25 protein-coding genes are annotated in these 23,699 nt (G+C 63.8%); 9 read left to right on the forward strand and 16 right to left on the reverse strand.

Annotated features, from left to right (window positions below):
• Window positions 1–95: 95 nt before the first annotated feature.
• Window positions 96–2,384 (forward strand): DUF1631 domain-containing protein, encoded by a 2,289-nt coding sequence (locus tag AC1DTQ_RS12690; protein ID WP_477850021.1) that lies wholly within the window; start codon window positions 96–98, stop codon window positions 2,382–2,384.
• A 504-nt stretch (window positions 2,385–2,888) separates the two neighbouring features.
• On the forward strand, window positions 2,889–3,983 hold the full coding sequence (locus tag AC1DTQ_RS12695) for an NAD(P) transhydrogenase subunit alpha (protein ID WP_477850023.1): 1,095 nt from the start codon (window positions 2,889–2,891) through the stop codon (window positions 3,981–3,983).
• Window positions 3,984–4,174: 191 nt separating this feature from the next.
• On the opposite strand, the gene AC1DTQ_RS12700 is transcribed toward AC1DTQ_RS12695, so the two are convergent.
• The 4 genes from AC1DTQ_RS12700 to AC1DTQ_RS12715 are packed head-to-tail and all read right to left on the reverse strand — an operon-like array spanning window position 4,175 to window position 5,972.
• A complete protein-coding gene (locus AC1DTQ_RS12700) occupies window positions 4,175–4,633 on the reverse strand; it encodes a DUF3106 domain-containing protein (RefSeq protein WP_477850024.1) in 459 nt (152 codons plus the stop codon).
• A gap of 5 nt (window positions 4,634–4,638) precedes the next feature.
• Entirely contained in the window at window positions 4,639–5,037 is a 399-nt protein-coding gene (locus tag AC1DTQ_RS12705) for a hypothetical protein (RefSeq protein WP_477850096.1), read from the reverse strand.
• Between the two features lie 2 nt (window positions 5,038–5,039).
• Complete coding sequence (locus AC1DTQ_RS12710) at window positions 5,040–5,618, reverse strand: RNA polymerase sigma factor (RefSeq protein ID WP_477850025.1); 579 nt, start codon at window positions 5,616–5,618, stop codon at window positions 5,040–5,042.
• 3 nt (window positions 5,619–5,621) lie between these two features.
• Window positions 5,622–5,972, reverse strand: a complete 351-nt coding sequence (locus AC1DTQ_RS12715; protein ID WP_477850026.1) for a hypothetical protein — start codon at window positions 5,970–5,972, stop codon at window positions 5,622–5,624.
• 136 nt (window positions 5,973–6,108) lie between these two features.
• Between AC1DTQ_RS12715 and AC1DTQ_RS12720 the strand changes: the two genes are divergently transcribed.
• Entirely contained in the window at window positions 6,109–6,408 is a 300-nt protein-coding gene (locus AC1DTQ_RS12720) for an NAD(P) transhydrogenase subunit alpha part 2 (RefSeq protein WP_310095706.1), read from the forward strand.
• Window positions 6,405–7,811: an NAD(P)(+) transhydrogenase (Re/Si-specific) subunit beta gene (locus AC1DTQ_RS12725; RefSeq protein WP_477850028.1), complete on the forward strand. Its 1,407-nt coding sequence runs from the start codon at window positions 6,405–6,407 to the stop codon at window positions 7,809–7,811. The genes AC1DTQ_RS12720 and AC1DTQ_RS12725 overlap by 4 nt, the downstream gene beginning before the upstream one ends.
• A gap of 98 nt (window positions 7,812–7,909) precedes the next feature.
• Here AC1DTQ_RS12725 and AC1DTQ_RS12730 read toward each other — a convergent pair whose 3' ends face one another.
• The gene (locus tag AC1DTQ_RS12730; protein ID WP_477850029.1) at window positions 7,910–8,329 is read right to left on the reverse strand and encodes a hypothetical protein; all 420 of its coding nucleotides are present in this window, start codon (window positions 8,327–8,329) and stop codon (window positions 7,910–7,912) included.
• 243 nt (window positions 8,330–8,572) lie between these two features.
• Here AC1DTQ_RS12730 and sufT point away from each other — a divergent pair, with 243 nt between their 5' ends.
• Together sufT and AC1DTQ_RS12740 are read left to right on the forward strand one after the other, a co-directional pair.
• A complete protein-coding gene (sufT, locus tag AC1DTQ_RS12735) occupies window positions 8,573–9,124 on the forward strand; it encodes a putative Fe-S cluster assembly protein SufT (protein WP_310095699.1) in 552 nt (183 codons plus the stop codon).
• Between the two features lie 348 nt (window positions 9,125–9,472).
• Window positions 9,473–11,824 (forward strand): S8 family serine peptidase, encoded by a 2,352-nt coding sequence (locus tag AC1DTQ_RS12740; RefSeq protein ID WP_477850030.1) that lies wholly within the window; start codon window positions 9,473–9,475, stop codon window positions 11,822–11,824.
• A 306-nt stretch (window positions 11,825–12,130) separates the two neighbouring features.
• Here AC1DTQ_RS12740 and AC1DTQ_RS12745 read toward each other — a convergent pair whose 3' ends face one another.
• Genes AC1DTQ_RS12745 through wrbA form a run of 4 tightly spaced genes read right to left on the reverse strand, consistent with a single transcriptional unit; the run spans window position 12,131 to window position 14,302 of the window.
• A complete protein-coding gene (locus tag AC1DTQ_RS12745) occupies window positions 12,131–12,619 on the reverse strand; it encodes an asparaginase domain-containing protein (protein ID WP_093287593.1) in 489 nt (162 codons plus the stop codon).
• Window positions 12,620–12,624: 5 nt separating this feature from the next.
• The gene (locus tag AC1DTQ_RS12750; protein WP_477850031.1) at window positions 12,625–13,362 is read right to left on the reverse strand and encodes a hypothetical protein; all 738 of its coding nucleotides are present in this window, start codon (window positions 13,360–13,362) and stop codon (window positions 12,625–12,627) included.
• Entirely contained in the window at window positions 13,359–13,706 is a 348-nt protein-coding gene (locus AC1DTQ_RS12755; protein ID WP_477850033.1) for a DUF2069 domain-containing protein, read from the reverse strand. Before AC1DTQ_RS12755 ends, AC1DTQ_RS12750 begins: the two co-directional genes overlap by 4 nt.
• Window positions 13,703–14,302, reverse strand: a complete 600-nt coding sequence (gene wrbA / locus AC1DTQ_RS12760; protein WP_477850035.1) for an NAD(P)H:quinone oxidoreductase — start codon at window positions 14,300–14,302, stop codon at window positions 13,703–13,705. Before wrbA ends, AC1DTQ_RS12755 begins: the two co-directional genes overlap by 4 nt.
• Before the next feature lie 76 nt (window positions 14,303–14,378).
• Between wrbA and AC1DTQ_RS12765 the strand changes: the two genes are divergently transcribed.
• The 3 genes from AC1DTQ_RS12765 to AC1DTQ_RS12775 are packed head-to-tail and all read left to right on the forward strand — an operon-like array spanning window position 14,379 to window position 16,488.
• Window positions 14,379–15,656 (forward strand): YihY family inner membrane protein, encoded by a 1,278-nt coding sequence (locus AC1DTQ_RS12765; RefSeq protein ID WP_477850036.1) that lies wholly within the window; start codon window positions 14,379–14,381, stop codon window positions 15,654–15,656.
• The gene (locus AC1DTQ_RS12770) at window positions 15,653–16,222 is read left to right on the forward strand and encodes a TlpA family protein disulfide reductase (RefSeq protein WP_477850037.1); all 570 of its coding nucleotides are present in this window, start codon (window positions 15,653–15,655) and stop codon (window positions 16,220–16,222) included. Before AC1DTQ_RS12765 ends, AC1DTQ_RS12770 begins: the two co-directional genes overlap by 4 nt.
• Complete coding sequence (locus AC1DTQ_RS12775; RefSeq protein WP_477850038.1) at window positions 16,222–16,488, forward strand: acylphosphatase; 267 nt, start codon at window positions 16,222–16,224, stop codon at window positions 16,486–16,488. The genes AC1DTQ_RS12770 and AC1DTQ_RS12775 overlap by 1 nt, the downstream gene beginning before the upstream one ends.
• Window positions 16,489–16,554: 66 nt before the next feature.
• Here AC1DTQ_RS12775 and AC1DTQ_RS12780 read toward each other — a convergent pair whose 3' ends face one another.
• From AC1DTQ_RS12780 to hemA, 7 genes are all read right to left on the reverse strand, one after another.
• Window positions 16,555–18,609 carry a glycosyl hydrolase family 18 protein gene (locus tag AC1DTQ_RS12780; RefSeq protein ID WP_477850040.1) on the reverse strand — a complete coding sequence of 685 codons (2,055 nt, stop codon included), beginning with the start codon at window positions 18,607–18,609 and terminating at the stop codon, window positions 16,555–16,557.
• Window positions 18,610–19,096: 487 nt separating this feature from the next.
• A complete protein-coding gene (gene ppk2, locus AC1DTQ_RS12785; RefSeq protein ID WP_477850041.1) occupies window positions 19,097–19,879 on the reverse strand; it encodes a polyphosphate kinase 2 in 783 nt (260 codons plus the stop codon).
• On the reverse strand, window positions 19,876–20,223 hold the full coding sequence (locus AC1DTQ_RS12790; protein ID WP_310095682.1) for a hypothetical protein: 348 nt from the start codon (window positions 20,221–20,223) through the stop codon (window positions 19,876–19,878). The genes ppk2 and AC1DTQ_RS12790 overlap by 4 nt, the downstream gene beginning before the upstream one ends.
• A 4-nt stretch (window positions 20,224–20,227) precedes the next feature.
• Entirely contained in the window at window positions 20,228–20,746 is a 519-nt protein-coding gene (moaB, locus tag AC1DTQ_RS12795) for a molybdenum cofactor biosynthesis protein B (protein WP_477850042.1), read from the reverse strand.
• 72 nt (window positions 20,747–20,818) lie between these two features.
• Entirely contained in the window at window positions 20,819–21,271 is a 453-nt protein-coding gene (locus tag AC1DTQ_RS12800; RefSeq protein WP_477850043.1) for an N-acetyltransferase family protein, read from the reverse strand.
• Window positions 21,272–21,347: 76 nt separating this feature from the next.
• A complete protein-coding gene (prfA, locus tag AC1DTQ_RS12805; RefSeq protein ID WP_477850044.1) occupies window positions 21,348–22,433 on the reverse strand; it encodes a peptide chain release factor 1 in 1,086 nt (361 codons plus the stop codon).
• Window positions 22,411–23,691, reverse strand: a complete 1,281-nt coding sequence (gene hemA, locus AC1DTQ_RS12810; RefSeq protein WP_477850046.1) for a glutamyl-tRNA reductase — start codon at window positions 23,689–23,691, stop codon at window positions 22,411–22,413. The genes prfA and hemA overlap by 23 nt, the downstream gene beginning before the upstream one ends.
• Window positions 23,692–23,699: the final 8 nt, after the last annotated feature.

Genomic DNA, 23,699 nt, shown 5'->3' on the forward strand with positions numbered 1-23,699 from the left:
TTGCAGCCGGTTCAGATTCCCTAAGCTGTCGGGGCGGAACTGGGGCCGCTTTCTTCCTCTTGCTTTTTCGCCTGCCAAGGCGGGGAACCTTGCGCATGTCCAGCAGCTATCAAAACGCCGAACGCTACGGTCGCGACCCGCGACTGCTTAGCCAGGCACGGGAAACGGCGGTGCCGCCTCTGGTGGATACCTTTGCCGTGGCGCTGGGCCGTTTCGACGACGCCTTATTCGACCGCGCCGAGCGCGCCGGCAATTCGCAGATGGCTTTCCTGGACGCGATGCGCGAATTGCGCCGCCGCCGCGAAGAAGTCATCCGCCGTTTCCGCGCCCATCTGGACAAGGCCTGGCAATCGCTGGAGGTTGGCGAGCCGCAGTCCGCGGAAAGCGCACTGGCCGAGCCCACCAGCGCGCTCACTTTGATCTCCGATCAGGAATTGGAATCCCGTCTGGCCGCGCGCAACCTGGCCAGCGTCATTCTGCGCGAATGCAAGACCGTCCTGGTGCGGCTGGATCGCCGGCTGGGCTGGATCGCCGGGAATCTGGTGCTGGACGTCGACCACAACCCCATCGGCCCCGAACATATCGGCGTCGCCATCCATGAGGCCTTCTCGACTTGCGAGCTGACCCTGGAAGTGCGGCTGGTAGTGATCAAGCTGTGCGAGCGCGATCTGGTACCCGGCATCGGCCGCATCTACGAAGCGCTGGACCAGAGGCTGGCGCAAGCGGGCGTATTGCCCGAGATGCCCGCTACCCGCACGCCCGCACGCCCGGCGCAGCGCGCTCCGGAGCCGATGGCCGACCACTCGATGGCCGACGAAGACGAGGCCAGTGCGCCGGCCTGGGCGGCCCGCTTCACCCACCGCATGGCCGGAATGAAGGGCGGCATGCAAGCGTCGATGGGCCAGAACAATTTCGGCGACGGTCCCGCGGAATATGCCGGCGGCGCGCAGGGCGTGCTGCTGGAAGCGCTGCACCACTTGCTGCAGGAATCACGAAGCAATCGCGAAAGCCCGGAACCTTCGCGCTCTTCCTCCGGCGAGCATCGCCCGCTGTCGCAGCGCGAAATGCTCTCGGTGCTTTCCCTGTTGCAGAGTACGCCCAGCGCCACGCTGCGCGCGGCCATCGGCGATACCGGCGAATCGCTGGCCCAGCGCCTGAAGAGCGAAGTGCTCAGCGGCGCCACGCAATTGGGCGTGGACCCTTCGACCGCGCGTCTGGCGCCGGTAGACGAGGATGCCATCGATCTGGTCGGCATGCTTTTCGACGTCATGCTGGACGAACGCGACCTGGAAGGCCGCCCGCGCGAGCTGATCGGTCGGCTGGTGGTTCCCTTCGTCAAGGTCGCGTTGCTGGACCGACGCATGTTCGTGCAGAAGACCCACCCGGCGAGGCGCCTGCTCAACGTGCTGGCCGAGGCTTGCGAGGGCAACAACGGTGAGAGCGCGGCAGAGCGCACGCTGATGACCAAGGTGGAGGAGGTCGTGGGCCGCCTGACCGCCGAATTCAACGAGAACCTCGCCATCTTCCTGACCCTGGAAGAGGAATTCCGGGACTTCCTGGGCCAGCACAAGCGCCGCATCGAGATCGCCGAACGCCGCGCTGCGGAAATACAGAGCGGCCAGGAGCGTCTGGAAACCGCGCGCGTACGCATGGCGCTGGAGCTGTCCACCCGTCTGGATGGCCGCCATGTACCGCAGGCCATCGACGATTTCATGCGCCAGCCCTGGGCCCACCACGTCACCATGACCGTGTTGCGCGAAGGCGAGGACGGCGATGGCTTGCGCGATGCGCTGGCTCTGGCCGATGGGCTGATGGAAGAACTTACCGAAGCCCAGCGCCAGATCATCGGCAAGCCGTGGCTGCAGGCCTGGCGGCCCTCGCTGCAGAAGGTATTCGCCAGCGTCGGCATGAATTCCGACGCCGCCAGTTCCGCGGTCGATGCGCTCCACGACACCTTGCAGGCGGTGGCGGCCTCGCGTCCGGATCTGGAAAGGCAGCTTCCGGAGTTGCCGCAGGTCGTGCTGCCGAAGGTGGCGGAGGACGATTCGGTTTCCATCCAGTTGGTCGGCGGCACCGACACGCTGGATTTCGACAGCACCGATGCCGACCATTTCCGCTCGCTGCCGATTGGCACGTGGTTGGACTTCGTGGACAAGGACAACAAGGTGCAAGCGGGTAAGTTGTCGTGGGTCAGCCCGATTTCCTCGCGTCTGTTGTTCGTCAATCGCCGTGGCGTGCGTTTCTGCGTAGCCTCGCCTGAAGAGCTGGCGATGATGGTGCGCATGGGCCGTTTGCGCACGCATGAGGAAGAGGATGCGTTCGACAGTGCGATGCAGGGCGTGATCGAGCGGCTGGACCCGGAAAAGTCGGCGGTCGGCGCCTGATTTCCTGAGTCGCCCAGAGTCATCGTCATCCCAGCGAACGCTGGGATCCATCTTGATCTTGCTTTTGCCGTCACCCCGCGAAGGCGGGGATCCAGGACTTTGCTTTATCGTTTCAAGCAAAAGCATTCGCGCTACGCGCGAGTCACTTTTCTTTGAACGGCAAAGAAAAGTAACCAAAAGAAAGCCGCCCCGTATCAAGTACGGGGCAGGCTCTACGGCGCGCCCCACGATGAAGCCGTGGGGTTCGCAAGCAGGCCGGGAATTTCCGTAAGGCGCCTCCTGCGCCTCCGGAAACGGCGCACATCCTTGTGCGCCGCCCCTGCGGGGTTTTCCCGACCCGCTCGCCGCGTCTCACGGGTTGATGGGGCAACAGCCAAAGCCGAAGCCGAAGCCGAAGCCGAAGCCGAAGCCGAAGCAGTCCAGCCCCTCTTTATCTTCCGGATCGGCCTTCCTCCCCACGCTTTGCTAGCATCGGCAGTCTGGAATCCGATGGGTGAGGGAAACATGGCGATTGAAGTGCTGGTGTTGAAGGAGTCGGCGCCCGGTGAGCGTCGCGTGGCCGCCACCCCGGAAACGGTGAAGAAGCTCGTGGCCGCAGGTGCCAGCATCAAGGTCGAGCCCGGCGCCGGGCTGGGTGCGGGGTTCGTCGACCAGGCTTATATCGATGCGGGTGCGCAAATGGCGACGCACGACACGCCGGCCCAGGCCGATCTGGTGCTTTGCGTGCAGTCGCCAGATCCCGCTGCCATCGGACAATTGAAGCAGGGCGCGACGTTGGTCGGCATGCTGCAACCACAAGCCGATGCGGCGCGCGGCGATGCGCTCAAGGCGCGCGGCATCCTCTCGTTCCCACTGGAAAAGCTGCCGCGCACCACGCGCGCCCAGGCGATGGACGTGCTTAGTTCGCAGGCCGGCATGGCCGGCTACAAAGCCGTGTTGATCGCCGCGCAGTTGGCGCCACGCTTCTTCCCCATGCTGACCACCGCTGCCGGCACCATTCGCCCATCAAAGGTACTGATCGTCGGCGCCGGCGTGGCCGGATTGCAAGCCATCGCCACCACCAAGCGCCTGGGTGCGCAGGTGGAAGGCTTCGATGTGCGCCCGGAAACGCGCGAACAGATCGAATCGCTGGGCGGCAAATTCCTGGATCTTGGCGTCAGCGCGGCGGGCGAGGGCGGTTACGCGCGCCAGCTCACCGATGAGGAACGCGCCGAACAGCAGCGGCGTCTGGCCGAGCACCTGAAGGGCATCGATGTAGTGGTCTGCACCGCCGCGGTGCCGGGCCGTCCCGCGCCCAAGATCATCACCATGCCCATGGTGGAAGCCATGAAACCCGGCAGCGTGATCGTGGATTTGGCCGCCGAAACCGGCGGCAATTGCGAGGCGACCCAGCCGGGCGAAACCATCGAACTCAACGGCGTGACCGTGGCCGGCCCCTTGAACCTGGCCAGCATGGGCGCAGTGCACGCCAGCGAGATGTATTCGCGCAACGTGTTCAATTTCGTTTCCTTGTTCGTCAAGGAAGGCGCGATCAATTTCGACTGGAACGACGAGTTGTTGGCGAAGACGCGGTGGCCGGAAGTGGTTGCGGCGGAGTAAAAAATTACCGGGTAACAGACGGAGCAGGCAGAGAGCAGCAGGCCGAGTACGTGCCTTTACAGTTCACCCTGAAAGATAAAGGTCGTCATCCCGGCGAATGCCGGGATCCAGCCATCAACACACTCAAAGTTGGATCCCGGCATTCGCCGGGATGACGAACATTTGTGTTGCAAGTCGTCCTGTAGTCGATGCTATCGGCTCGGGGGCGGTAATGGCGGCAACTCCGGCCTCGAATCCCGCGGCGCATTCTTCTGTATCCACGCGCGGCGCTGTTCCGGAGTCATGGTTTTCCAGTCATCGCGCAACTTCTTGCGCTGCTCCGGCGGCAGGTCCTTCATGCGCAAGAACAGCACGCGCGCCTCTTCACGCTGGTGGGGGTTCATGCCTTCGAAGCGGCGCATGCCCTTGCGCGCCTGTCTACGTTGTTCGGGGGTCATGCTCTTCCAACGTTGCGCGTGCTCCAGCATGCGCGGACGGTCGTCGGCATCGCTATTCCAACGTTCGCGTATCGGCGCAATCAATGCGTCGCGCTGTTGCGGAGTCAATTTCTCCCATTCGGGAAGCGGTTGCGCAGGCGTCGACTGCGCCAGCGCGTTGCCGGCCAGCAACAACAGGCCCAGCGCCAGGGAACGGGAAAGAACGGTCTTCATTTCGATTACTCCATTGCCAGCGGCTCGGCTTCGGAAGAAGCCAGCCACACGTACAGGTCGGGGTTTTCATCCAGCGCGCTCACGCTGTCCGCATATGCGTCATCGCTGCTGATGGTCGCGACGACGGGCTGGGCGGCGGGCGTGGAGCCCGGCTTCGGCAGCAGTTGCAGCCCGATGGTCACCGCCAGCACGGCGGAGAACGCGGTCGCAGTCGCCCAGCGCCAGGCGTGTCCGCGTCGCGGCGCCGATGTCTGCGCTTGTTGGCGCGCGCTGCGCAGTCGCGCCAGCGTCTGCGGCGAAAGCTGGGTCACGGCCGTGGCATGCAGTTGACGCATGCGGCGGTCGAAGGGCTCGCTGTTGTCGATCGGTTTCTCGTTGTCGATTTCCGTGCGGTCGATTGGCATGTTCATCGGAAATCCTCCAGTTGTTTTTGCAAAGCATCGCGCGCGCGCGACAGGTGGGTCTTGACCGAGCCTTCCGAACAACCCATGGCCTTGGCCGTTTCGGCCACGTCCAGTTCTTCCAGTACGCGCAGGGTGAAGGCTTCGCGCTGGCGCGCCGGCAGCTTGCGCAGGGCCAGGGTTAGCTTGGCATATGCCTCGCGCTGGTCATGGGCCTGGGAAGGCCCTGTGGCGGGGTCGGCCCAGTCGACCATATTGCCCTCGCTGCGTTCGCTGGTCGGAGCGAAGAAACGCAGGCGGAAATTACCGCGCCGCTGCACGTCCACGATCTTGCGGCGCAGGATGCTCCAGAACAACGGGGTCCATTCGGCGGCGGGACGTTCGCGGTATCCCAGCATCTTCATCATCGCGTCCTGCACCGCATCCAGCGCATCGTCGCGGCTGCGCAGGCCGGCTTCGGCGAAGCGAAACGCACGGGTGCCGATACCAGCCAGGAACAGCTCCAGCGTCGCAGCGGCTGGACGTGCGGCGTTGTCGGACTTCTGGTCGAAGCCAGCCTGGCTGATGTCAGCACTCACCAGCACAGCTTAGTGCCTGCGATCCCAACGATGGTCGAAACGGTCGCCGCGGCGGTCCAGACGGTTGTCCGCAATCTGGCCTTTGCGGTCCAGCCGGCGGTCGATACGGTTGCCCCTAGCTTCCAGGCGATCGGCTGCGCGTGGATGGCCGTGGTTGTCCGCCCGGGCCGCGCGCTGGTCGTAGCGGGTTTCGATGCGGTCGCCCTTGAGGTCGAGGCGTTGTTCCACCCGGTCGCCTCTGCGATCCAGACGATGGTCGATACGGTCGCCGACATCGCCGGCACGCGCGTCGCGGGCGGAGACCACGCCGGCGACGCCCAGCAGCAATGTAGCGAGCACCAGCAGGGGCTTGTATGTCATCGCGGTCGTCCTCGTAGGTTGGCGGGTTGGATATGGGGAAGAAAACGCAGTCGCGGACCAACGGTTGACCTTGCTGCCAACGGATTCAGGGCCCGGTTATGATGCGGGCAGGGCGCAGTGCCCGAGGAGAGAATGGATGAGCGACGGTTTCGTGGCCCTGTACATCTTCATGCTGGCGGCCATCGCCGGGCACGTGATCATTTCGCGGGTGCCGGTGATCCTGCATACGCCGCTGATGTCGGGCTCCAACTTCATCCACGGCATCGTGCTGATCGGCGCCATGATCGTGCTGGGGCATGCCGATACCACGCTGGAGAAGGTGATCGGCTTCGTTGCTGTTCTGCTGGGCGCCGGCAATGCCGCCGGCGGCTACGTGGTGACCGAGCGCATGCTGGACATGTTCAAGTCCTCCAAGAAGCCGGAGGCCAAGCCATGAGCTGGGTCACCCCGGAACTGCTGTCGACCTTCGTCAAGCTGAGCTATCTGGTCGCCGCCACGCTGTTCCTGCTGGGCCTGCAGCGCATGGCCTCGCCGATGACCGCGCGCAGCGGCATCCGCTGGGCCGGGTTGGGCATGCTGATCGCCACTGCGGCGACCTTCCTGCTCCCGGAGCTGGATAACCATCTGCTGATCTTCACCGCGGTGGCCATCGGCACCGCGGCGGCGTGGATTTCCGCCAACCGCGTGGCCATCACCGACATGCCGCAGATGGTGGCGCTGTACAACGGTATGGGCGGCGGTTCCGCTGCCGCGATCGGCGCGGTGGAACTGCTGCGCTATTCGGCGCAGGGCGGATCGCCCTCCAAGGTCACCCTGCTGCTTGCGGTGATCGGCGCGCTGATCGGCGCGGTATCGCTGTCGGGTTCCATCATCGCCTGGGCCAAGCTGGACGGCCGCATGGACAAGCGCTACACCTTCCCCGGCCAACAGGTGTTCAATGCGCTGATCGCTGTGGTCGCCGTGGTGCTGGGCGGCCTGGCCATGTGGACGTTGGGCGTGCCGTGGATCATCGCCTTCTTCGTCGCGGCGCTGGCGTTGGGCATCCTGATGACTTTGCCGATTGGCGGCGCGGACATGCCGGTGGTGATCTCGCTCTACAACGCATTCACCGGTCTGGCCGTTGCTTTCGAAGGCTACGTGCTGGGCATCGAGACGCTAATCATCGCGGGCATGATGGTCGGCGCAGCCGGCATCCTGCTGACGCGACTGATGGCCAAGGCCATGAACCGCCCGATCAGTGGCGTGCTGTTTTCCAACTTCGGCGGCGGCGGCGGTGAAATGCAGGAAATCACCGGCTCGCAAAAGCCCATCGAGGCCGGCGACGTTGCGGCGATGATGGCTTTCGCTGAGCGGGTGGTGATCGTGCCCGGCTACGGCCTGGCGGTGGCGCAGGCCCAGCACAAGATCTGGGAACTGGCGCAGAAGCTGATGGAGCGCGGCGTGAAGGTGAAGTTCGCCATTCATCCCGTGGCCGGTCGCATGCCCGGACATATGAACGTGCTGCTGGCCGAAGCGGGCGTTCCCTACGATCTGATTGCCGACATGGACGACGTCAACCCCGAGTTCCCCAACACCGATGTGTCGCTGGTGATCGGGGCCAACGACGTGGTCAATCCGGTGGCCAAGACCGATCCGGCGTCGCCGATCTACGGCATGCCGATCCTGGACGTGGTCAATTCGAAGAACACCATCGTCATCAAGCGCGGCAAAGGTACCGGTTTCGCCGGTATCGAGAATGCGCTGTTCTACGCCGACAACACCCGCATGCTTTACGGCGATGGCGCTGAGATGGCGAGTGCGCTGGTCAGCGAGTTGAAGGCGCTGGACGGCGGACATTAAACCATCGTGTAGATCCGAGCTTGCTCGGATGCTTTTGCTCGCCAGATGTGAAGGCGAAGAGAAGCCGAGCAAGCTCGGCTCTACCTGGGGTGGAGGCTTCAGCGCGCGGCTACGGCCGCGACCACCAGCGCCACTGCCATCCACGCCCGGTCCGCCATCTGGTTGGCCAATCCCGCCAGCGTCCAGGCGTAGCCCATGCCCAGCTTGAGCGCCGAATCCCATGGATTCAGTCCCATGGCAAAACCAATCTGCGTGGCTGCGATGCCCCAATTGGCCAGCACGATGATCGCCAGTGTCGCCAGCACCGCCAGCAGCGCACGCCCCGCGCCGCGCCGCATTCCGCCCAAACGCAGCATCACGGCAGCATCCAGGGCACCCAGCACGGCCATCCAGCCGCAGGGTTTTCCCAGATAAACCGCCAGCATGATCCAAACTACGGCGAAGCAGAGTCCGCCCAATAACAACATCACCAGCGCAAGCCAGCGTATCGAGCGGTGGGGCAGGGTGGATTCTTGCATCGTGGCTCCGGCGTGACGGCATAGGATACTGTGCCGCCCGCCTTGCTCCTCGCTCCATTGCGATTCGCACACAACCGCGGAGCGCCCAAGAGCTTTTGGACGGCAGGATCCGGAACCCCCTTACGCAGTCCCCGGTCCAGAACACACCGTTGTCCGCGCTTTATGGCCGCCAACGGCTCGCAGGCAGACGTAGAGCGTAAAATGGCGACTTGCGCCAGCCGGCGCGGCCCCCATCTGGTTGTCATGTATTCCCGCAGCAGCGAACCTGTCCAATTCGAGCGCGATTGCGCCGCCGTCCTCGTTCCGCAGGGCGACAGCGTCACTCTGCCTGCGGGCAGTTTCGGCTACATCACCCAGGCGCTGGGTGGGAGCTACACGGTATTCGTGGAAGGCAACCTGTTCCGCATCGCCGGGCAGGACGGCGATGCCATCGGCAAGGAGCCCGCCGAGTCCTTGAGCCTGCCCGAGAACGCCAGCGACGAGGAAGTCGAACAGCTGATCTGGAAGCAGCTGCGTACCTGCTTCGATCCGGAGATCCCGTTCAACATCGTCGACCTCGGCCTGGTCTATGAGGCCAACCTGCGCCACCGCGACGACGGCCAGCGCGAAGTGGAAGTAAAGATGACCCTGACCGCGCCCGGTTGCGGCATGGGCGAGATCCTGGTCGACGACGTGCGCAACAAGCTGGAACTCATTCCCACGGTGGTCGAGGCCGACGTCGAACTGGTATTCGACCCACCCTGGGGCCGACACATGATGTCGGAAGCGGCAAAACTGGAAACAGGAATGCTCTGAGGCATATCCGGCCGCGCAATGCGGTCCCGTAATGCAGCATTGGGGCAGGATCGGCGTGAATTCCACCGCTATCCTTCGGGCCGCTGTCACGCCCGCAAACGATTACAGTTACATTTGTAACCGATTCCCGTCACATATGTGGATGCGGGAACGTAACACCCGTTCCATTCCGTGAGATTCCTCATCAAACCACCTTGTGCGCATGCCGCACAGCCGGTTAGGTTCGGCTCAGGATGCGTCGTTCGGCGCTTCCCCAGCGGAAGCGGCCGTCACCACCCCTGTTCCAAGTCACGGCCGTTCCCGAAACAGCCGCACCAGCGGCATCACTACTATGTAGAGGGAACTTCAATGTCAGATGTCTCAAAGCGTCGTCTGCGTTTGCATGTATTGGCCAGCGCCACCGCTATCGCAATCTCCTCAATGTGCGCAATGCCCGCCATGGCGGCGGGCCGCATCGATCTGAGCGGTTTGCAATCCCCCGAGCAGAAGAACTTCGATCGCTTCATCGTCAAATACCGCGACGGCAGCACCGAGCGCGCGAGTACGACTTCGCTGGATACTGCGCTGCAATCGGCGACCCGCGCCATTCCGGCCAAGGCCGGCCGCGCGCTGGAGGTCAGACAACTGCGCCGCCTGGCAGTAGGCGCCGACGTCGTCCGATCCGACCGCAAGTTGGACCGCGTAGAAGCCGAATCGCTGATGCGTCAGCTGGCTTCGAACCCGAACGTCGAATATGTGGAAGTCGACAAACTCAACAAACCTCTACTGACCCCCAACGATCCCCGCTTCAGCGAACAATGGGGCTATGGCACCGGCGCGGGCGGCATTCGCGCTACCGAAGCCTGGGATACCACCAACGGCGCCGGCTCCGTCGTCGCCATCCTGGACACCGGCATCACCACTCATAGCGACCTCAATGCCAATATCCTGCCGGGTTACGACTTCATCATCGACACCGCGGTTTCGGTGGACGGCGATGGGCGTGATTCCAACCCGGCCGATCCGGGCGATGGCTACAACGCCAACGAATGCGGAGCGGGTGTGCCGGCTTCCAATTCCAGCTGGCATGGCACCCATGTCGCCGGCACGGTAGCGGCAGTGACCAACAACGGCGTGGGCGTTGCGGGCGTGGCCTATGGCGCCAAGATCGTTCCCGTACGCGTGCTGGGCAAGTGCGGCGGCTACGATTCGGATATCGCCGACGCTATCATCTGGGCTTCCGGCGGCACCGTCAGCGGTGTGCCGGCCAATGCCAATCCGGCCGAAGTCATCAACCTCAGTCTCGGCGGTAGCGGCGCTTGCGGCGCCACCACGCAGACCGCCATCAATGGGGCGGTGTCGCGCGGCACCACACTGGTAATCGCCGCCGGCAACGATAACGTCAACGTATCCAACGCCTCGCCGGCCAACTGCAACAACGTGGTCGCAGTGGGTTCCATCACCAGCACGGGCGCGCGCTCCAGCTTCTCCAACTATGGCGCGCTGGTGGATGTCGCGGCTCCGGGTTCGAGCATCCTCTCCACCTTGAACGCAGGTGCGCGTACTCCCGGCGCGGAAACCTACGCGTCCTACAGCGGCACCTCGATGGCGACACCGCATGTCGCCGGCGTGGTGGCACTGATACAAGCGGTTTCTGCCACGCCCAAGACGCCCGCACAGGTGGAAGCGTTGCTGAAGAGCAGCGCGCGCGCGTTCCCGTCCACGCCTTCGCAACCGATCGGCGCGGGTATCGTCAACGCCAAGGCGGCGGTGGATGCGGCAGGCGGTGGCAGCGGCAACGTCGCTCCGGTGGCCAACTTCACTTCCTCGGCCAGCGGGCTCACCGTCAGCTTCACCGACACTTCCACCGATAGCGATGGCAGCATCGCCTCGCGCAGCTGGAACTTCGGCGACGGCACCACCTCCACGGCTACCAATCCGAGCAAGACCTACTCGGCGGCGGGCACCTATACCGTCACCCTGACGGTGACCGACAACGGTGGCGCCACCAACACCAAGACCAGCTCGGTCACAGTGAGCTCCGGCGGTGGCGGCACGGTGTTGAGCAACGGCGTTCCGGTGACGGGTCTGTCCGCGGCCACCGGGGCATCACTGAACTACACCATGGTCGTGCCGGCAGGAGCTTCCAACCTGACCTTCACCACCTCGGGTGGTACCGGCGACATGGATATGTACGTCAAGTCCGGCAGCGCCCCGACGGACACGGTGTACGACTGCCGACCGTACGTGAACGGCAATGCCGAAACCTGCACCTTCGCCACGCCCACCGCAGGCACCTACTACGTGCGGCTGAAAGCCTATTCCGCTTTCTCCGGCGTCAGCCTGACCGGCAGCTACACCACCGGCGGCGGTGGCGGCACGCAGACGTACACCAACGGCACCGACGTGGCCATTGGCGACAACGTCACGGTCAACAGCCCGATCACCGTGTCCGGTCGCAGCGGCAGCGGACTGGCCAGCACTTCGGTGGCGGTGAATATCGTGCACACCTACATCGGCGACCTGAAGGTGGACTTGGTGGCTCCCGATGGCAGCGTGTACGTGCTGCACAACCGTAGTGGCGGCAGCGCCGACAACATCAACTCGACCTACACCGTGAACCTGTCGAGCGAAGCGTTGAACGGCACCTGGAACCTGCGCGTGAACGACAACGCGGGCGGCGACACCGGCTACATCAACAGCTGGAGCGTCACCTTCTGATCGAAGGCCGCCAGGACGGCGAATGGAAACCCCGGTGCAAGCCGGGGTTTCTTTTTTGTGCAGCGAAATCCGGCGTGGTCACCGCCGACGTTGTCCCTCTCCCCTTGTGGGAGAGGGTGGCCGAAGGCCGGGAGAGGGGTCGGCTTTTGATCTTCGTACTTAGTATTTCGGGCGAAGCAAAAGCACGCTCGCTGCGCTCACGCTCCCCTCTCCTGCCCTTGCGGGCATCCTCTCCCACAAGGGGAGAGGAGAAAACAGCACGGCACCGCAGGCTGAAACTCGAATACCTCTGCTTATTGCGATATATCAATCCGCCGCTTCGAAGCGATTGGCAGAAACATTCTTGCGCACTTTCGCCGGATCCCAGATGCGTCCGTTCATGGCGATATAGACGCCAGCCGGCAGCGACTGCACCGCACCCACCGCACAGCCGATATTGAACTCAGCATCGGACCCGCGGAAGCGCGCCGGATTCAGCGCGCCGGTCAAAACAATCGTCTTGCCTTCGATGCTGGACAGCACCTTGGCCGTCGCGACCATGCTGTCGGTGCCGTGCGTGATCAGCACGTGCCGCGCGGCTTGCGCGGCGATGGTGTCGCGCACCAGTTCGCGGTCGGCGTCGCTGATATGCAGCGAATCCTTGCGGATGATGGGGATTACATTGAAACGGAACGCCACCCCCAGCTCCTGCAGGATGCGGCCGATCTGCGGATCGCCGACCTGAAAGTCCGACTTGTCGTCGAAATAGATCTTGTCGATGGTGCCACCGGTGGTGACGATCAGTAGTTCTTCCATCTCGCTTACTCCTGCGCGCGATTGGCGATTTCCGCCGCACGCGCTTCTTTGAGTGTGGTCAGATGATAGTCGCCGTACAGCGTGCACAGCTGTAGCCATTTCCGGCCCGGCGGCCGCATGACTGTGCGCGTACCGTCCTCGGCACGGCTGAAGGTGCAGCGCGCCGGCGCTTCTTCATCGATATTTTCCGTGTCGACGCCGACTTCGACCATGAAATCCATATCGTCGTAGTCGAGCGCGCCGGTGCGCCCGTCCAGCCGGTAGGCGTGGTATTCCCAGGAACAGCAGCTGGCGCGACCGGCCTCGATCAGATAACCGTCGATGACCGACAGCTCGGCATAGCCGCCGCTGAAGAAAAGCTCCAGTTTTCCGGTCTCGCGATCGATGCGGTAGAGCTCGCCTTCGCAGTTGGGGCCCGCACCGCACATGCCGCGCACTTCGACCTCGTGATAGCCGTCGTTGTCGATATCGACCAAGCTGGCGCTGCCCATGGGCGCGTACTCGCTTTCCACTTCGAGGATTTTCTGGTCGCTGCCGCCATCCTTCGCATGCGCGCGCAGGAGGTACCTGCGGTTTCCGCTCTCGTCGCAGGTGGTGCTTACGGACAGCGTCGATTGGTCCGCATTCTTCACGCTTTGCTCCGCCACGGGTTCGCAATATTCGTCGGCGTGGACCAGCGGGACGCACAGCGTCAGGCAGGCGACGGCGATGGCGGAGAGAACGCGCGCGACGGGGGAAATCATGCGTCGCCTGCCGCCTTTTTCTTGCCGAAGCGCGCGCTGACGCCAGGCCAGCTCGAAGCCACCACGATCACGATCGCCAATGCGACTTCAATCAAGGCATAAGCGCGTTCGGCGACGAGGGTATAGGCTTCCATCACGCCGTGGCTGAACCAGAACAGCCCCAGCACCCCGGCCCAGAACGCGGCCTTGGCGCTGCTGCGCAGCACTCCGACCAGCAACAGCAACGGAGGCACGGTGAAGAACGCCATCGCGGCGATGCGCAACTTGCTGTCGTGGAACCACAGGGAGAACAGCACCGATAACGCGAACAGCGACAAAGCCAGGACTACGCGCGATGGCTTCATGCCGCTGCTCCCAATCGTCTGGCGATCTCCGCCACACGCCTGCCCAGGACACGGGCGAGGGCCGCTTCCTCCGCGCTCAGCTGCGGGTCGTCCTCTCCACCGGCCACATGGCTGGCGCCGTAAGGGGTGCCGCCGCCGCGCGTCGTGCTCAGGGCCGGCTCGGTATACGGCAGGCCGACGATCACGCATCCGTGATGCAGCAACGGGAGCTGCATCGAAAGCAGTGTCGACTCCTGACCGCCATGCTGAGTGGCGGTGGAGGTGAAGACCCCCGCAGGCTTATCCACCAGAGTTCCGCTAGCCCACTCGGCGCCCAGGCCATCGATGAAATGCTTCAGCGGTGCGGCCATGTTGCCGAATCGGGTAGGGCTGCCGATCACCAGCCCGACGCATTCCGCCAGGTCGCGCACGTGCACATACGGAGCGCCTTCCTCCGGTTCCGGGGGCGACGCTTGTAGCGTCACCGCAGCCACAGGCGGCACCGTGCGCAAGCGCGCGCTCATCCCCGCGATTTCACCCACGCCGCGGGCGACCTGCTTCGCCAGCCGGGCCACCGAGCCGCCGCGGCTGTAATAGAGCACCAAAATTTCCGGCATCGCCCCGCCCAATCGTTCCAATGGTGCCTAGTATCGGCGATGTCGCAGGCTCCGCGCATCGGGTAACCTTCCGCCAATGGAACCGCTGGATTCATTGAATCGCTGGACCGAACGCATGCGCGACCGCGCGCGGATGGGCACCTTCGCGCGTTTCCTGGCCAAACGCTTCCTAGACGACCGTCTGTTTCAGGCCGCTGCCGCGCTGGCCTACACCACCGTATTCGCATTGGTGCCGCTGGCCATGGTGGTGTTCGGAGTGCTGTCGGCATTCCCTGTGTTCAGTGAATGGAGCGATCAGCTCAGCGATTACATTTTCTCCAATTTCGTGCCCAGCGCCGCGAGCTCGGTGTCGGGGTACCTCAAGCAGTTCTCGGCCAGCGCCGGCAAGTTGACCATCGCCGGCGTCATAGCCCTGGTGGTTTCGCTGCTGATCACCTTGAACAGCGTGGAGGCCACCTTCAACCGGATCTGGCGGGTAGGCACGACCCGCCCGCAGCTCAGCCGCTTCCTGGTGTACTGGACGGTGCTCACCTTGGGCGCGCTGGTAGCGGCGGCCTCGCTGGCGATCTCCGTACGCTTCTTCGCGTTGCCGGTTTTCGCGACCAGCGGCGGCAAAGTCTTGCAGACGCTGAGCCTGACTCTTGCGCCGGTATTGATCGAGTTCGGCGCCATCGCCGCGATCTACCGCGTGGTGCCCCACCGCACCATCAAGCTGCGTTACGCGGTGGCGGGGGCGTTGATGGCCACGATCTTGCTGGAGATCATCAAATGGGCGCTGGGCGTCTATCTGGGCAGCTTCAATTCGTATCAGAACATCTATGGCCCGCTGGCGGTGCTGCCGATTCTGCTGCTGTGGATCTATCTGGGCTGGGCCGCGATCCTGCTTGGCGCCTCGTTCGCCTCGGCGATCGCCGCGTTCCGCTACCAGCCGGCGTCGATGCGGTTGCCGCTGGGATACGAGTTCTATGCGTTGCTTCGCCTGCTAGGACGCTTCCATGAAGCACGCGCCGAAGGCCGGGGCCTGCACAGCGATCAGATATTGAATCTGGAACCGATCCTGACCGATTCTCTGGCACAGCAGTTACTGTGCCAGCTAGACGACATCAACCTGTTGCGCCGCGACGAGCATGGCGAGTGGCTGCTGGCGCGCGACTTGGACGACATGACCCTTGCCGAGCTCTATGAGGCATGCCAGCTACGGGTTCCGGTGGCCGAGGCGCATCTGCCTTGCCATGACGACATGCTGGGTGTCGCAGCCCGAAACGCGCTCGACGAACTGCGTATCCCACTGCGCGTGCTGCTGAAGCGCAGGGTCAGCGACCTCTATACGAACAAAGGCAACAGCGGAATATGAAATCCAGAGCAATGCTTTACGGCGCGTTTTTCCTGCTCGCCCTGGCGGCGTGCAAACGCGACGCAGTGGCTACTCCAGTTGCGGCAACGCCGCCGGTGGTGCCGGATGCCACCGCGCCGGATACCGCTTCCAACCAGACGACCGTGGAGATTCCGGTGTTGAAGGTCGGGACGGTGGACGGGCCCGCATACGAACTTGCGGCGCATCGCGGGAAATGGGTGGTGGTCAACTTCTGGGCGACCTGGTGCGCGCCCTGCATCAAGGAGATGCCCGAGCTGTCGGCGCTGGACGAACAGAGGGACGATATCGAAGTCGTGGGTCTGGCCTACGAGGAGATAGAGCCGCAGGCTATGCGCGAGTTCCTCAAGACGCGCCCGGTGGGCTATCCCATCGCCATCCTCGACGTGTACGACCCGCCCAAGGATTTCGCCACGCCGCGCGGGTTGCCCATGACCTATCTGATCGCGCCGGAGGGAAAGGTTGCCAAGCAATTCCTGGGTCCGGTCACCGCCAAAGAGATCGAAGCGGTGGTCGCTTCCGCCGGCACGGCAAAAGCGGGAACGTAATGCCAGCGTCGCGGTTCTGGGTCAGCGGTAAGGTGCAGGGGGTGTTCTTCCGTGCGTCCACTCGCGAACAGGCATTGCGTCTGGGGCTGTCAGGCAGCGCGCGAAATCTCGACGACGGTCGGGTGGAAGTGATCGCTGCGGGCGACGACGAGTCGTTGGAAAGGCTGGCAACCTGGCTGCGCAAAGGCCCGCCGTCCTCGAAAGTGGAGAGCGTGACGCGCGAGTCGTGGGAAGGAAAGGTACCGACCGGTTTCCATATCGCCTGAGAGGCGGATCGGCAAAAAAACAGGGCGCCAGAACGCGCCCTGTTTTCTTGTCTGCAAACTCGGCGCTTACTGCAAGCCGTTGCCTACCGTCTTGGCCAGGGTGCCTTGAGCGTCGTCGCCGCTGAATTCCCAGAAGAACGCGCCGCCCAGATTCTGGACCTTCACGTAGTTCATCTTCTCGGTGATCATCGCAGGAGTGTCGTAGCTCCAGAACGTGTTGCCGTCGTACTTCCAAGTCGCACGCGCGTTGGCGTCGGTGTAGATCGTGCCTGGTCGGTCCTTCAGCACCTTGTAGTCCTCATTGCCCGCTTCGTACGAGCCTGGCGCCGCGCTGCCGGTCTGGTACAGGCCGTTATTGACGTTGGGCACGTTGGTCCAGCCGCGGCCGTAGAAGCCGATACCCAGGTTCAACTTGCTGGCGGGCACGCCGCGCGCCAGGAACGCTTCGATCGCATCGTTGCTGTTGTAGAAGCGCACATCGCCGGTGGAAGGATCGCTGGGCGAAGCGAACAGCGCCGAATGATGGTTGGTCCTCGGCTCCCACGTGCCGTGGAAGTCGTAGGTCATTACGTTGATGAAATCCAAGTGCTGCGCGTACTGGCCTGGATCGGTGGCGGCGATCTTGTCGACGCCGGCGCCGGAGGCGATGGTCAGCAGCAAGCCCGGACGCACCAGATTGAGCTGGCGACGGAACTCGGCCAGCAAGGCGGTGAAGTTGGCGCGATCTTCGGCGCCGCCGCAGGAGAGGCCGCAGGCGTTGGGGTATTCCCAATCCAGATCGATGCCGTCGAACACGCCAGCCGCTGCGCCCGTACCACCTGCGTTATCGGTGACCGGCAGGTTGCCGCGGATGTAGGCGTTGACGCAGGAGGTCACGAACGCCACGCGATTCTCAGGACGCGCCGCGCTGGCGAAGCCACGCGACCAGGTCCAGCCACCCAGCGAGATCAGCACCTTGATGTTCGGATACTTGGCCTTGAGCTGCTTGAGCTGGTTCCAGTTGCCGCGCAACGGTTGGTCCCAGGTATCGGCGGCGCCGCTGACGCTTTCCGCTGCACTGAAGGCCTTGCTGTAATCGGCGAATGCGTCGCCACCTGCGCCAGTGGCTTCATTCGAAGGAATCGTGAGGCCGACTTCGCAGACATTGTTGCGCACGTTGCCGAAGGCGTAATTGATGTGGGTGAGCTTGGCCGCCGAACCGCTGGTGTCGATGTTCTTGACCCGGTAGTTGCGCGCGTAGATGCCCCATTGGGCGAAGTAACCCAGCACGCGCTTGTTGCCGCCACCGCCGCCCGGGCTGGTCGTCGCGCTGATCTGCGTGCCCTGTGCGGACGCATTGCCGGCGTTGTCGCGGGCGCGCACCCGGTAGTTATAAGCCGTAGCGGCGCTGAGTCCGCTGTCGGTGTATCCGACGCTGGTGGGCGAGCCGACCAGACTGCCGTTGCGATAGACATCGTATCCCGCAATCCCGCTGCCACCCGCATTGTCGGTCGATGCCGTCCAGGTCAGGGTAACGCTGGAAGAAGTCACCGACGGCGCCGACAGTCCCGCCGGCACGCTGGGTGCGGTTGTGTCGGGCGTTGTGACGGGATTGACGGTGATGTTGGCCAGTGCGGAAGTGCCGGTGGCGCCGGCGTTGTCGGTCGCCACGGCTTTCACCGCGTAGCTGCCGGCGGCGACGTTGGTCCAGTTGACGCTGTAGGGAGAACTGGTGTCGATGCCTAGCGAAGTAGTGCCGCGGAAGAACTGCACTTGCGTCACCGTACCATCGCTATCGGCGGCATTGGCTGCGACGGTGATCGTGGCCCCCGCGCTGTAGGTCGCATTGTTGGCCGGGGAAGTCAGTGCGACCGTCGGCGACTGGTTACCACCGCCGGTGCTGCACGTGCCTAGATCCAGGTACCAGCCGCAGCTGGGGCAATGCGTGGGGGGCGCATTCCAGATCGCGATCTGCGCTTGATAGAGCTTGCCCTGGTAAACGAGCTTGTCGCCGGGGTTGTAGATGGTGGATGCGTTCCATTGGGCCACGCCGGTACAGCTGACGCTTTGCGCCTGTGCGGGCGCCATCCACGCCGCCAGCAGGCAGGCGGACAGCAAGGCCTTCATTATTCTTATGCTCATAGTGCGTTCTCCAGATACCTGACGGTGAGGATCGACGCAGACACGCAACGGCGTCTGCGATTCGCTTACGCGCGGCTATACCGCTGCGGCGCGTTTGTTCCCTCAGGCAAGAACGACAAAGGTGTTGCTGGCTGTTACAAGGCCGTGAACGGTGCACCTGCATGCGATGTGCGGCGCTGTTGGGCGGGTCCGACACTGGTGGGCAACGATAGTCGTGTCAAGGCATCGCGTGCGCATATTGCTGCGATCGTCACACTAAGAAATGCAATGTGCGATTCGGATGTCCGCAGGGTGCCGAAACGACGCTAAGCAGGTGTCGTGCCGCGTCTTTGAATTGTCCTACGTAGGTCAGAGAAAGCCATGAATGGACAGCATGAGCAACGCGCGAGCGTATGCCGGACACTTAAAGGTGTCGGCAGAAAGTCATTTCGTCAGGGCATCGCGACACGACAGTCATCCGGCGAGCCAAGCAGGCGTGTCCCGTCGGTCAGTCGTTGGCGCCGTAACCGGCAATGGGCTTGACCACGCTGAAGCGTTCCTTCAGCGGCTTGGACTTCAGCGGCGGAAAGTCGAGCTTCGCATCCGGCACCTGGGTGTCCGGCAACCGATGCAGCAGGTCGCTAATGAGGGTGAGTCGTCCCCGTCGCTGGTCGTTGAAATCCACCAGCGTCCAAGGGGCGTCCTTGGTATGCGTTGCTTTCAGCATGGCTTCGCGCGCCTTGGTGTAGTCCGCGTACTTGGCGCGCGCCTGAACATCGATGGACGACAGCTTCCAGCGTTTGAGGGGGTCCTCCAGGCGTTCGGCGAAACGTTCTTCCTGTTCGGACTGATCCACCGTCAGCCAATACTTGAACAGCAGGATGCCGTCGTCGATCAGCAACTGCTCGAACACAGGCGCCTGCTTCAGGAAAGCCCGGTATTGGTCGTCGTTGCAGAAACCCATCACCTTCTCGACGCCGGCGCGGTTGTACCAGCTGCGATCCAGCAACAGGATCTCGCCGGCTGCTGGCAGATAAGGCACATAACGCTGGAAATACCACTGGGTGTTCTCGCGCTCGCTCGGCTTGGACAGCGCCACGACATGGCATTGGCGCGGGTTGAGATGCTCGGAGATCGCATTGATGACGCCGCCCTTGCCGGCGGTGTCGCGGCCTTCGATCACTACCACTACGCGTTTGCCGCTGTGCTGCAACCATCGCGACATGCCCACCAGTTCAAGTTGCAACGGCTCGAGCAGCTTCTCGTATTCCTTGCGCTTGAGGTTCTTCATTTCTTCGCTTTCCTGCGGCTGACGGCATGCGTATCGGCCATGGTGCGCACCACTTCCAGCACTGCGCCCTGCTGCTTGGTGTTGAGCGAGCGGTAGGCCGCCAGAAGATCGTGTTCGCCCTTGGTGCGCGCCGGATCGAAGGTGCTGGCCAGTTCCGAGAGCAAAGCGCCCGCGGGTACGCCGAACGTGCGCGCCAGCGCGTTGACCTGTTCCTTACCCGGAAGCTTGTCGCCGCTCAGCCAGGCTTTGACCGTGGCCACGCCCGCGCGTGGGATCGCCGTTGCGATATCGGTGGCGGTGAGGCCGCTGGCCTTGGCCAGCAGTTGCAGCGTGTTGAGCGGCATACGCTTACTCCTTCAAGCGGGGACGCAGGGTGGCGAGGTTGCAGGGTTTGGTGCGCGCATCCAATTGCGCGCGGATGATCTTCTCCCAGGCGGTGGTGCACGCCGAGGTCGATCCGGGCAGGCAGAACACGAACGTGCCGTTGGCCAGGCCCGCGAAGGCGCGCGACTGCAGCGACGAAGTACCGATCTCGTCGAAGCTGATCGCGCGGAACAGTTCGCCGAAGCCCGGCATTTCTTTATCCAGCAGCGGCAGCAGCGCTTCGGGCGTGGAGTCGCGGCCGGTGAAGCCGGTGCCACCGGTGACCAGCACGCCGTCGATAGCGTCGTCGGCGATCCATTTCGAAACCAGCGCACGGAGCCGGTAACGGTCGTCCGGCAGCAGGGCGCGTTCGGCCAGCGCGTGTCCTTCCGCTTCGAGCGCGCCGATCAGGTAGTCGCCCGACTTGTCGTCGGCGAGTGTGCGCGAATCCGAAACGGTGAGCACGCACAAGCGCAGGGGAATCAGTTCTGAGTTGGCAGTCATGTTGCAAAGCCTAACCCATGGAGGCGGTGAGCGGCATTCGGGCTCAAATGCTGCTTTGGGCTGCGCCGCAGGCTAGTCCTGCAGCTGCAATCGAAAGCGCAGCGTGCCCTCGTAAGGCTCCCAGCCCATGTGCCGATAAAGCGACTGGGCGCTGCGGTTGTCCGGATCGGTTTCCAGTTCCAGCCGGATCGCGCCGTCGGCCCTGGCGAAGTCGGCAGCCGCCTGCAGCAGAGCGCGAGCGATGCCGCTGCGACGTGCGGAAGCCTGTACGTAAAGATCGTTGAGGATCCAAGAACGCCCAGCGCGCACGGAAGAGAATGAAGGGAACAACTGGGTGAACGCGACCGCCTTGCCGTCGAGTTCGGCCAACAGGATTACCGACTGTTCGTGCTCCAACCGCTCGCCGATGAAGCGGCGAGCCAGCGCCAGATCCGAGGGCTGTTGGTAGAACACGCGGTAGAGATCGAACAACGGTGCGATGGCATCCGTGTCGTCCACACCGGCGCGCCGAATCTCGATACTCATGCCATCTCCTTATTGCGGTAGGTCGGGGCTACGCCCCCGACGCACGTGGTGTCCGATGTCAGGGAAGTAGCCCCGACTACGCAGCTTCGGTCAATCGCGCCAGTTCGTCGGCCTGGTGTTCGCGGCTCAAGCGTTCCAGCAATTCGTCCAGGCCGCCCTGCAGGATGTTGGGTAGATCGTACAGGGTGAGACCTTCCACGCGATGGTCGGTGATGCGTCCCTGTGGAAAGTTGTAGGTGCGGATGCGCTGGCTGCGGTCGCCGCTGCCGACCTGCAGCTTGCGTGACTCGGCCTGTGCTGCGGCTTGCTTGCTGCGCTCGGCCTCCAGCAGCTGCGCCTTCAAGCGCTTCATCGCGTGTTCGCGGTTGGCGTGTTGCGAGCGCGCGGTTTGGTTCTCCACCACCAGGCCGCTGGGAATATGGGTGATGCGGATCGCCGACTCGGTCTTGTTGACGTGCTGGCCACCCGCGCCAGAAGAGCGGAAGGTATCCACTTTCAGGTCGGCCGGGTTGATCACGATCTCTTCCACCGCGTCGTCGTCGGGAATGATGGCGACGGTCGCGGCCGAGGTATGGATGCGGCCTTGCGATTCGGTTTCCGGCACGCGCTGCACGCGATGGGTGCCCGACTCGAACTTGAAGCGGGAGAAGGCGCCGCGTCCGATGATCTTGGCCACGATCTCCTTGTAGCCGCCGTGCTCGCCCGGGTTCTCGGATTCGACTTCCACTTTCCAGCCCTGGCGTTCGGCATAGCGCGCGTACATGCGGAACAGGTCGCCGGCGAAGATCGCCGCTTCGTCGCCGCCGGTGCCCGCGCGCACTTCCAGGAACAGATCCGAATCGTCGCGCGGATCCTTGGGCACCAGCAGCAGCGAAAGCTCGTCCTCCAGTTGCAGCAAACGCGCTTGCGCGCTGGCGATTTCTTCTTCGGCCAGTTCGCGCATCTCCGAATCGTTGCGCAATGCTTCGGCGGCGGCCAGATCGCGCTTGGCCTTGGCTTCCTCGGCCAATGCGATGGAGACCGGCTCGAGCTGCGAGAACTCGCGCGAATACCTGCGGAAACGGTCGTTGTCGGCGACCACAGTCGGTTCGGACAGCAGTCGTTCGAGTTCTTCGCGGCGTTCGGCCAGCGCTTCGAGTTTACGGCGCAGGGTCGGCGTCATCTTCTTTCTTGAGGTGCGAGTAGGGCGCTTGCGCGGGGAACAGCTTGTCCGCGGCGCGCGCCAGTTCCGCATCGCCGGACAATGCCGCCTCGCGCAGTGCGGCAGTCGGCGGATGGAGCAGACGATTGGTCAGGGTGTGGGCCAGGAAGTCGAGCACTTCTTCGGCATTGCGGCCGTTGGCCAGTTGCTGGCGCGCCTTGGCCAGCACGTCTTCGCGCGCGGCGTCGCCATGCGCACGCAGGCGCTTGAGCGGTTCCTGGCGCGAGCTGGCGTGCAGGTTCTCGATGTAGCGCGCGACCTGCAGTTCGATGATCACTTCGGCGGCATCGGCGGCTTCGCGGCGGCCACGACGGTTGTCCTCGACCGCGCGCTCTAGATCGTCGACCGTATACAGATAGGCGTCGTCCAGCTCGGCCACGCCGGGTTCGATATCGCGCGGTACCGCCAAGTCGAAGAGCAGCATCGGCTTGTGCTTGCGCCGGGCTAACGCGGCAGCGACCTGCGCATGGGCGACGACGGGTTCGCGGCTGGCGGTCGCGGAGAACACCACGTCGGCTTCCGCCAAGTGCCGGTCCAGTTCGGTGAGGGGCAGCGCGTAGCCGCCGTGTCGCGTGGCCAGCTCCTGCGCGTGCGAGAGGGTACGGTTGGCGATCAGCAGGCGCCTCACCTTGCCTTCGCTTAAATGACGCGCGGCCAGTTCGATGGTTTCGCCGGCGCCGATCAGCAGCACGGTGGATTCATCGAGGCGTGCGAACGAATTCTGCGCCAGCCTCACCGCAGTGGAAGCCACCGAGACCGGGTTGGCGCCGACGCGCGTATCGGTGCGCGCGCGTTTGGCCACGGCGAAAGTCTGCTGGAACAGCCGGTCCAGTCCATTGCCCAGCGCGCCATGTTCGCGCGCGGCGACCCAGGCTTCCTTCACCTGGCCCAGGATCTGCGGTTCGCCCAGAACCATCGAATCCAAGCCGGTGGCCACCCGGAACAGATGCCGGACGGCGTCCGCATCGCTATGCCGGTATAGGTAACCGTCCAGGCCCTCGGCATGCGTGGCCAGCCAAGCGCTGAGCGCCTGGCCATCCTCGGCGATGGCGTATAGCTCGGTGCGGTTGCAGGTGGAAAGCACCGCGGCCTCGGACACAGTGGGCAGGGCGCGCAAGGACGCCAGCGCGCCGGGTAGGGCCGCGGCATCGAACGCGACGCGCTCGCGCAAGCCGACCGGCGCGGTCTGGTGATTGAGTCCTAGTACCCACAACGTCATCGTTCAGG

It is taken from the genome of Pseudoxanthomonas sp. P4_B2, from assembly GCF_056402315.1.

Bases quoted from the DNA above. Each gene is read 5' to 3' on its own strand.
- AC1DTQ_RS12780 (WP_477850040.1), bottom strand. From the start codon at position 18,609: ATGAGCATAAGAATAATGAAGGCCTTGCTGTCCGCCTGCCTGCTGGCG.
- AC1DTQ_RS12750 (WP_477850031.1), bottom strand. From the start codon at position 13,362: ATGATTTCCCCCGTCGCGCGCGTTCTCTCCGCCATCGCCGTCGCCTGC.
- AC1DTQ_RS12745 (WP_093287593.1), bottom strand. From the start codon at position 12,619: ATGGAAGAACTACTGATCGTCACCACCGGTGGCACCATCGACAAGATC.
- AC1DTQ_RS12775 (WP_477850038.1), top strand. From the start codon at position 16,222: ATGCCAGCGTCGCGGTTCTGGGTCAGCGGTAAGGTGCAGGGGGTGTTC.
- AC1DTQ_RS12705 (WP_477850096.1), bottom strand. From the start codon at position 5,037: ATGCCAATCGACCGCACGGAAATCGACAACGAGAAACCGATCGACAAC.
- AC1DTQ_RS12695 (WP_477850023.1), top strand. From the start codon at position 2,889: ATGGCGATTGAAGTGCTGGTGTTGAAGGAGTCGGCGCCCGGTGAGCGT.
- hemA (WP_477850046.1), bottom strand. From the start codon at position 23,691: ATGACGTTGTGGGTACTAGGACTCAATCACCAGACCGCGCCGGTCGGC.
- prfA (WP_477850044.1), bottom strand. From the start codon at position 22,433: ATGACGCCGACCCTGCGCCGTAAACTCGAAGCGCTGGCCGAACGCCGC.
- AC1DTQ_RS12800 (WP_477850043.1), bottom strand. From the start codon at position 21,271: ATGAGTATCGAGATTCGGCGCGCCGGTGTGGACGACACGGATGCCATC.
- AC1DTQ_RS12740 (WP_477850030.1), top strand. From the start codon at position 9,473: ATGTCAGATGTCTCAAAGCGTCGTCTGCGTTTGCATGTATTGGCCAGC.
- sufT (WP_310095699.1), top strand. From the start codon at position 8,573: ATGTATTCCCGCAGCAGCGAACCTGTCCAATTCGAGCGCGATTGCGCC.
- AC1DTQ_RS12730 (WP_477850029.1), bottom strand. From the start codon at position 8,329: ATGCAAGAATCCACCCTGCCCCACCGCTCGATACGCTGGCTTGCGCTG.
- ppk2 (WP_477850041.1), bottom strand. From the start codon at position 19,879: ATGAAGAACCTCAAGCGCAAGGAATACGAGAAGCTGCTCGAGCCGTTG.
- AC1DTQ_RS12720 (WP_310095706.1), top strand. From the start codon at position 6,109: ATGAGCGACGGTTTCGTGGCCCTGTACATCTTCATGCTGGCGGCCATC.
- AC1DTQ_RS12725 (WP_477850028.1), top strand. From the start codon at position 6,405: ATGAGCTGGGTCACCCCGGAACTGCTGTCGACCTTCGTCAAGCTGAGC.
- AC1DTQ_RS12770 (WP_477850037.1), top strand. From the start codon at position 15,653: ATGAAATCCAGAGCAATGCTTTACGGCGCGTTTTTCCTGCTCGCCCTG.
- AC1DTQ_RS12700 (WP_477850024.1), bottom strand. From the start codon at position 4,633: ATGAAGACCGTTCTTTCCCGTTCCCTGGCGCTGGGCCTGTTGTTGCTG.
- AC1DTQ_RS12790 (WP_310095682.1), bottom strand. From the start codon at position 20,223: ATGCCGCTCAACACGCTGCAACTGCTGGCCAAGGCCAGCGGCCTCACC.
- moaB (WP_477850042.1), bottom strand. From the start codon at position 20,746: ATGACTGCCAACTCAGAACTGATTCCCCTGCGCTTGTGCGTGCTCACC.
- AC1DTQ_RS12715 (WP_477850026.1), bottom strand. From the start codon at position 5,972: ATGACATACAAGCCCCTGCTGGTGCTCGCTACATTGCTGCTGGGCGTC.
- wrbA (WP_477850035.1), bottom strand. From the start codon at position 14,302: ATGCCGGAAATTTTGGTGCTCTATTACAGCCGCGGCGGCTCGGTGGCC.
- AC1DTQ_RS12690 (WP_477850021.1), top strand. From the start codon at position 96: ATGTCCAGCAGCTATCAAAACGCCGAACGCTACGGTCGCGACCCGCGA.
- AC1DTQ_RS12755 (WP_477850033.1), bottom strand. From the start codon at position 13,706: ATGAAGCCATCGCGCGTAGTCCTGGCTTTGTCGCTGTTCGCGTTATCG.
- AC1DTQ_RS12765 (WP_477850036.1), top strand. From the start codon at position 14,379: ATGGAACCGCTGGATTCATTGAATCGCTGGACCGAACGCATGCGCGAC.